This window comes from Oscillatoria sp. HE19RPO, from assembly GCF_024220515.1.
In the GTDB taxonomy this organism is placed as follows: Bacteria; Cyanobacteriota; Cyanobacteriia; order Cyanobacteriales; family Laspinemataceae; genus Laspinema.
This window is the reverse complement of the sequence record NZ_JAMXOT010000219.1, coordinates 20,639-27,533: the sequence shown is the minus strand read 5'-3', so window position 1 is coordinate 27,533 and position 6,895 is coordinate 20,639. Positions and strand designations below refer to the sequence as shown.

General features: G+C 47.5%; 7 protein-coding genes. 1 reads left to right on the top strand and 6 read right to left on the bottom strand.

The genetic code is table 11. The features are described from left to right. Positions 1 to 97: 97 nt before the first annotated feature. The 5 genes from NG833_RS19820 to NG833_RS19800 all read right to left on the bottom strand — a co-directional run bounded on the left by NG833_RS19820 (position 98) and on the right by NG833_RS19800 (position 5,010). Complete coding sequence (locus NG833_RS19820; RefSeq protein WP_254566999.1) at positions 98 to 811, bottom strand: Uma2 family endonuclease; 714 nt, start codon at positions 809 to 811, stop codon at positions 98 to 100. A gap of 294 nt (positions 812 to 1,105) precedes the next feature. Continuing rightward, positions 1,106 to 1,363 (bottom strand): hypothetical protein, encoded by a 258-nt coding sequence (locus NG833_RS19815; protein ID WP_254566998.1) that lies wholly within the window; start codon positions 1,361 to 1,363, stop codon positions 1,106 to 1,108. Further along, positions 1,363 to 1,563 (bottom strand): hypothetical protein, encoded by a 201-nt coding sequence (locus NG833_RS19810; protein ID WP_254566997.1) that lies wholly within the window; start codon positions 1,561 to 1,563, stop codon positions 1,363 to 1,365. Before NG833_RS19810 ends, NG833_RS19815 begins: the two co-directional genes overlap by 1 nt. A 100-nt stretch (positions 1,564 to 1,663) precedes the next feature. Next, on the bottom strand, positions 1,664 to 4,222 hold the full coding sequence (locus tag NG833_RS19805) for a HEAT repeat domain-containing protein (protein ID WP_254566996.1): 2,559 nt from the start codon (positions 4,220 to 4,222) through the stop codon (positions 1,664 to 1,666). Positions 4,223 to 4,665: 443 nt separating this feature from the next. Further along, entirely contained in the window at positions 4,666 to 5,010 is a 345-nt protein-coding gene (locus NG833_RS19800) for a hypothetical protein (protein WP_254566995.1), read from the bottom strand. Positions 5,011 to 5,180: 170 nt separating this feature from the next. On the opposite strand from NG833_RS19800, the gene NG833_RS19795 reads away from it, so the two are divergent. Continuing rightward, positions 5,181 to 5,399 carry a hypothetical protein gene (locus tag NG833_RS19795; RefSeq protein WP_254566994.1) on the top strand — a complete coding sequence of 73 codons (219 nt, stop codon included), beginning with the start codon at positions 5,181 to 5,183 and terminating at the stop codon, positions 5,397 to 5,399. 205 nt (positions 5,400 to 5,604) lie between these two features. Here the strand turns inward: NG833_RS19795 and gap are convergent, their stop codons facing one another. Then, complete coding sequence (gap, locus tag NG833_RS19790; RefSeq protein WP_254566993.1) at positions 5,605 to 6,630, bottom strand: type I glyceraldehyde-3-phosphate dehydrogenase; 1,026 nt, start codon at positions 6,628 to 6,630, stop codon at positions 5,605 to 5,607. Positions 6,631 to 6,895: the final 265 nt, after the last annotated feature.

The following is a 6,895-nucleotide window of genomic DNA, read 5'->3' as shown; positions in this document are numbered from 1 at the left end:
CGCAATGCTTGCGCCCCAGGGGCGCAAGCATTGCGCCCCTACACATACCTTCCTTTCATCAGTTGAACGGTTGGATGATTTATATTTTGCAATCCCCTTATCCTTCAGGAAGGCGATTCCTTCGGAAGGCTTCGCCAACGCCTTCTAGTTCCCGTAAACGAGCCTCCAATTCCCGCAGACGTGCTTCTGCTGACTCCGCTCGTTGACGTTGTTGTTCCGCCTCCTGTCGTTGTTGTTCCGCGATTTTGGATAACTCCGTTGGAGTCAGAAATTTCTCGCCATCGGGACGGTAGATAGTGAACTGTTCCTCCTGCAATTCAAACCGAATCCCTAACCGTGGACTCGTAAAGTTTTCCGGCTGCTCAATCACCTCCATAGAACCCGCCTGACTGCGGATCCACCCATGAAAATCCAGGCGATCGGGGTCGAAAACATAATATTCTTCCACCCCATACTGCTCATAAAACTTTTGTTTCTTCGCCATCTCCTTGAGACGATTTCCAGGGGAGAGAATTTCAAACACCACTTGGGGAGGGATGTTCCCTTCTTCCCATTGCTTATAAGACCCGCGATCGCCTTTAGGTCGTCCGATCGCCACCATCACATCAGGCGCTTGACGCAATTTATTATTTCCTTCCTCCGGATACCAAAGCAAATCCCCCGCCACAAAGACATTCGGATCCTCATCAAACAGAATCTCTAAATTCTCTTTAATCACCACAATCCAACGAAACTGGCGGGTATTATCAGACATCGGATTTCCATCACAATCGGGGTAGATGACCTTTGTAGGTTGAGGGGTAGTTACCATAAATTAGACCTCTCAATTATTAAACGGGAAGCAACACCATAGAGTCTGAATCAGACCCTCTCTGACTAGACTTTTGAACTATCCAAATCGGTGCCTAGGGTTGTCTGATATTTTAGCTGATTTTTTCGCCAATGGTCAGAAAGCGGATTTTGGGGGGGCTGAATTTTCCTCTAACCCGGTTTGCATGGCTGATTTATCCCGTCAGGGAGGGGAACGGCAAAATTGACCAACCGCTTCAGAATTTCAACGGCGATCGGGTAGCCTAACCCTTAAGGCTGTTGGTTTTCATCTGGGCTATTTGCTAATCAATCGGTCATACTCTGCATGAGTTCCAATCCAAAACCAAGAAATGCCGTTCTCTACTTCAACACCCAAAGCACGGTAATTTAACCCAGCTCTAACAGACCAATACTTTTGGCCCAGTTTTTTGAAATGTAGGGATGGATGAGACGGATCAAGCTTGAGCAATTTGTAAGATTCATCCGCAGTTTTCTGCACAGATTCCGGTAAAGCGTTGTAACATTGCCAAAATCGTCGAGTGGTATAGTGCATCAGATTTCTCGGCAATGTCCAGATTCAAAGTCTGCGATCGCCTCTTGTGCGAAGGCTTCTAAATGACCCTCAGCAATATCCTGTTCTATCTGTTCATCCCACCGTTGATCATCCAAATCAAAAAACCATTGTTTGAGTTTTTCAAACTCATGGGATGGCAGGGAGAGAATTGCCTTTTCAATCTCTTTTAGGTTGGACACAATTTTACCTCTGTCGTTGTTGTAAAAATTATAGCTTGGCTGGCAAGGCATCATGGTAAACGAGATGCTCCAAAATCGATAGTTAGAGAAACCCATATTCTCAAATCTCCTCTAACCAGGTTTGAATCGCAGATATCAGATGAGGTTGATTGGGGGGAAAGACTTTTAAGGGTGCTTCCAGAGGTTCATCGGTTAACCAGGCTATAGCAACAATATTGGTGAGTTTGCGACAAAAGACTATGAGTTCAGTGCTGGGATGGCAATGGGTAATCAGGATAGGGAGTTTAGGGAGATTTTGGCGAAGTTTGAGGGTTTTCAACTGTTCCCGCAGTTTACTGGCTGTGGTGACTTCTTTGGGATAGTCTTCATCCGGAAAGGCTTTCTCCCAGATGAGTTGGCAAAGGGTTTGGGCGATTTCGCTGGGTTCCGTTTCGTCAGTGAGGATGGTGGCGTCGAGGCAAAAAATCGGGAGATTTTGCAGTTGGAGACAAATATCTATCGGTTGAGTTTCTAAGCTATCAACAGTTGAATTATGACCCACTTGTGTTTGTTCGATGACTTCGGGATAGGGAGTGGTGAGGGGATTGTCCCATGCTTCATAAAATTGGGGATAGGGGAGATTTTCGGCACAGTTCCAGATGACTTTGTAGCATTCATGGAATCGTTTAAAGTTGTTTTGGTAAACTTCATTGCTGAGGCAGTCTTTTAAGGCTGAGACCACCCAGGCGTAGTGTTCGGGTGTAGTTAGAATTTTTGGTAGACTCTCAGCCGCCCGCTTACGGGTCCCTTCATGCTCAGTCGTGCGCATAACTTTGAGCAAACCAGCGATCGCCTGGGCATTTCCGACACCGATTTCCCCTAGACTCCTAGCTGCCTGCCTACGGGTAGATTCATTCTCAGTTGTGCGGATAAGTTCGAGCAAACCAGCGATCGCCTCGGGATTTCTTGGGTCGATTGGCTCTACTAAACTCTCTGTCGCCAGTAGAGTGGTGCGGATAACTTCATGCGACCCAACGATCACCTTGGGATTTCTGACACCGATTTGCTCTAAACTCCTAGCCGCTTGCCTACGGGTAGATTCATTCTCCCTCTCGTGGATAAGTTCGAGCAACGCAGCGCGCGCCTCGGGATTTGCGACACCGATTTTTCCTAGAATCTTAGCCGCCAGCATACGGGTAAATTCATCCTTACTCCTGCGGATAAGTTGGACCACCCCAGTGATCGCCTCGGGATTTGCGACACCAATTTTCCCTAAACTCTCTATTAGCTGCCAACGTGTAAATTCATCCTCACCAGTGGGTATAAGTTCGAGCAACGCAGCGATCGCATCGGAATTTGCGACACCGATTTCTCCTAAACTCTGTGCCGCCCGCCTACAGGTAGATTCATCCTTAGTCCTGTAGATCAGTTCGACCAACCCAGCGATCGCGTCGGGATTTGCGACACCGATTTCCCCTAAACTCTTTGCCGCCCACCTACGAGTATCTTCATTCTCAGTCGTGCAGATAACAGCGAGTAATCGAGCGATTGCCTCGGGATTTGCAACACCGATTTTCCCTAAACTCTCTACTAGCTGCCAATGGGTATATTCATCTGGGCAATTCTTACTGATTTCACTCAGTTCTCGAATCGCCAGCCGTCGAATCGTTTCAGGTATTACCTTTCTCGCACCTTTTTCAATCGGGTCGAGAAAAGTTCTCCATTTTTGCTTCGGAATATCGAACTCACCAAACCCCAATTTTACTACCTGCCGAACAATCTCAGCCGCCCTAGAACAAGCCTTAAACTCATTAATTCCGGCTGCTGCCAGAAAATAGGCTTGATAAGCATAAAAATCTGGGACTCCATCTTGAAACTTAACTAACTTTTGAAGAAATTCCTCTTTATCCTTAACATATTCACGCCCCAACCACAACAAAATCACCTGCTTCCACTGTGGTTCAAAAATCCGATACTTCCCCTCCACCGGACGATTCACATGAGTCTTCGGCAGAAAATCATTCCAATTCTCCACTGCTAACGCCGCAAAATACTCCTGAAACGTGGCATGATAAAACACCCAAATCGCCTCTGGAGATCGTTCCAAACGATTCAACCACCCCAACTTCTCCACTGCTTTAAAAATTTGGCGACTTCCCAAAACCTTCAACACCCAACTTTCCGGCAACCGTAACCGCGAAACCTCATCTTTCTGTTCCATCGCCGCCCACGCCAACTGCGCCAAGGCTTTATCAATTGCCTCCCGTTGGTCTAAAATCTCCTCATCTGCCTTCCAACGATACACCCACTTCACAAACTGCTCGTATAACCCCGCCTGCGTTTCCGGTAAAAAACCGCCGCCAGTTCGCCAAATTTGACACAACATCCACAACCGTAGCGGATTGTGAATCAACTCCTTGATACGGGAATTGTTCGACTGTGCTAACTTTGCCTCCAAACTCTCCCCCGTCGCTACATCCCCCATCGCTGCAAACCAACGGCGAATATAGTTCGTCACCTGTTCGGGGTTAAATTCCAAGTTGCGAAACACATCAAACCCTGAAAAAGCATTCTTATCCGCATCCCAGACATTCACCCGACAAGTCACCACGACCCGCGCCCCTGGCACCCATCCCCCCAATAGTGCGGAAACATGGCGCGTTTCTACCCTCGATGTCATTTCATCTAACCCATCCAACAATAAGGGAAATCCAAAAAATAAAATCTTCTATCGGAGATCCCCCCCCGCCCCCCTTAAGAAGGGGGGAGCCAGAGGAATAAATGTTTAATTGCAGGGGGGGCTTTTCCAGTTCTGCAAAACTTCTAATGCTTTTTTTATGGAACTCCCTTAAGGCGATCGCAAATTCAGGAAACCACTATCTGTAGTATAGGTGGGATTCCTGGCAGTTGTCTTGCAGTATCAGTCGGGCTGCATCATGGCTGAGAATGATAGAATTGGGCGATCGCTGTTCCAAGGGTATTCCAACAAATAAATCATCCTTGCTTTGATACGATCGCACCTAACAAGGCTCTTTTAGCCCGCGCAGGCACCGCTTTGTCCGTGTAGCCCCAGGCTTTCCTAGCGGAACGCTTCGCGAACAGCCTGCGGGTTTTTTGAAGGTTTTATTTTTTGGAGTTCCCTAACCAAATCCGTTCTTTATGTTGGATCAGTTCGTCAATCGTGAGGCTTTTAGTTTGGGTGAGCCAGATTTCTTTGATATATTGGGTAATTGTCGCTTGGGTTAAATCTGCCAAAGACACCCAAATCGGCAACCCCAAATCTTGCTCTAAAATCCAATCAGCAATTTTCTGTAACCGGGTGGTTTTCCCAGAACCCGGTTCGCCAATAATGGCAATATCAGCCAGGGCCAATAAGGCTTTTACGAAGTCCAGACGGTCTTTCAAGTCGTCGGCGCTTTCTCCATAGTTGCGGCTTTTTTCAAAGGGCTGACCCGATTTGACCCCCATGACGACCCTCGATAGAGAATTTGTGCTGGTTTGGGGAAACTTGCCCAAACGGGAGGATTGCCCAAACCAGAAAAACCTATTCTAGCAAGGGTTTCAAGATTTTACCAGTGGGTTTGATTGGGCAGTAGCCCAAAAAAATACTGACCTCAGAGACATAAATGAGGTTAGCGATGGACGAGCTACAACAGAAAATCAAACAACGGCAAGCGCTAGAAGATGCTTATAGCAATTTTGTGGAACCCTATCTCAATCAAAGGATTGAAGTTAAGCAGGAGTCTTCCTGTTCGGTGGCGGTGAGTCCGGTTGGAGTTTACTCTGTATCGGCATGGTTGCTGTTGGTGATGCTGTATTCTATTTCTTCTATTTGGATGCGCGGTTATCAGCGCTAATAGGTGCAACAATTGGCTCGGTTTGAAACCTAATCCTGTCAAGGTGTATTTGTAGGGGCTTCGATGCGATCGCCTTTCAGCGGGTTTGGAAACCAAACCCCTACAAAATGGGGTTTCTGGGTGAAAAGGATTAAAGAATCAAAAAAGGGCGATCGCAACCGATCGCCCTTTTTTAATCAAAACCCTGAACTAACCTGGTATAACCCTATAGAATGCCGTCTTTTTTCGCCATAGACAGCATCAAATCCACAACCCGGCAGGAATAACCCCATTCGTTGTCATACCATGACACAATTTTGAAGAAATTCGAGTTCAGTTCCATTCCGGCACCGGCATCAAAAATGCTGGAGTGAGAATCCCCGACAAAATCCGTGGAAACTACCTCATCCTCGGTATAACCCAAAATCCCTTTGAGTTCGCCCTCGGATGCCGCTTTCATCGCCGCACAAATTTCTTTATAGCTGGTTGCCTTGGTGGTGCGGAAGGTCAAATCCACCACAGATACATCGGGAGTCGGAACCCGGAATGCCATCCCCGTCAGTTTACCTTTCAACTCCGGTAACACCAAGGTTACCGCTTTGGCAGCACCCGTAGAGGCGGGAATAATATTCTGGGCAGCACCCCTGCCTCCGCGCCAGTCTTTTTTACTCGGTCCATCTACCGTGGGTTGGGTTGCTGTCATCGAGTGCACCGTTGTCATCAGCCCTTCACTGAAGCCAAAATTGTCATTAATCACCTTAGCAACCGGGGCCAGACAGTTCGTGGTGCAACTGGCATTAGAGACGACGGTATCTTTCGCCGGGTCAAATGTCTCATGGTTGACCCCAACTAGGAAGGTGCGTACTTGGTCCGGGTCCTTCGTCGGTGCGGAAATCACGACGCGCTTGGCACCGCCTTTTATATGCTTGGTAGCCCCTTCTAGGGTGGTAAACAGTCCGGTAGACTCGACAATGTAATCAGCACCGACTTTACCCCAGGGCAGTTCCGTCGGGTCTTTAATGGCGGTACAGGGGATAAACTTACCGTCAATCTCAATTCCCTCGGGAGTGGCTTTTACCGACCCGGGAAATTTCCCTTGGGTGGAGTCATGTTTGAATAAATAGGCCAGGTTATCGGAAGGAACCAGGTCGTTAATCCCCACAAATTCAAGATTGGGATTGTTAATTCCGGCACGCAGGACTAGACGTCCAATCCGTCCAAATCCATTAATCCCAACTTTTAAAGTTCCCATGAACTACATTCCTCTGTAAACAAACAACTTGTACTTTAGCAGCAATCTCCCTGACTTCGTGTTATTTCAGTGACATCTCGTCAAGGTTTTCAGACTTTTGAGAGAGATTGTATTTCTTTAGAAAGAATTTAGAAATGGAGCAGTTCCCCAGAAAAGTGACCCCGGCCTCAACGGGAAACGTGAGGAGTACCCCCGGGAAACTGCCCGAGTCAGTCTGTGAGAAGTGTTATATTGAGTTAGAGAATCAGGACAGGAGATCCATTGG

Bases quoted from the DNA above. Each gene is read 5' to 3' on its own strand.
- NG833_RS19820 (WP_254566999.1), bottom strand. From the start codon at position 811: ATGGTAACTACCCCTCAACCTACAAAGGTCATCTACCCCGATTGTGAT.
- NG833_RS19815 (WP_254566998.1), bottom strand. From the start codon at position 1,363: ATGCACTATACCACTCGACGATTTTGGCAATGTTACAACGCTTTACCG.
- NG833_RS19805 (WP_254566996.1), bottom strand. From the start codon at position 4,222: ATGACATCGAGGGTAGAAACGCGCCATGTTTCCGCACTATTGGGGGGA.
- NG833_RS19800 (WP_254566995.1), bottom strand. From the start codon at position 5,010: ATGGGGGTCAAATCGGGTCAGCCCTTTGAAAAAAGCCGCAACTATGGA.
- NG833_RS19795 (WP_254566994.1), top strand. From the start codon at position 5,181: ATGGACGAGCTACAACAGAAAATCAAACAACGGCAAGCGCTAGAAGAT.
- gap (WP_254566993.1), bottom strand. From the start codon at position 6,630: ATGGGAACTTTAAAAGTTGGGATTAATGGATTTGGACGGATTGGACGT.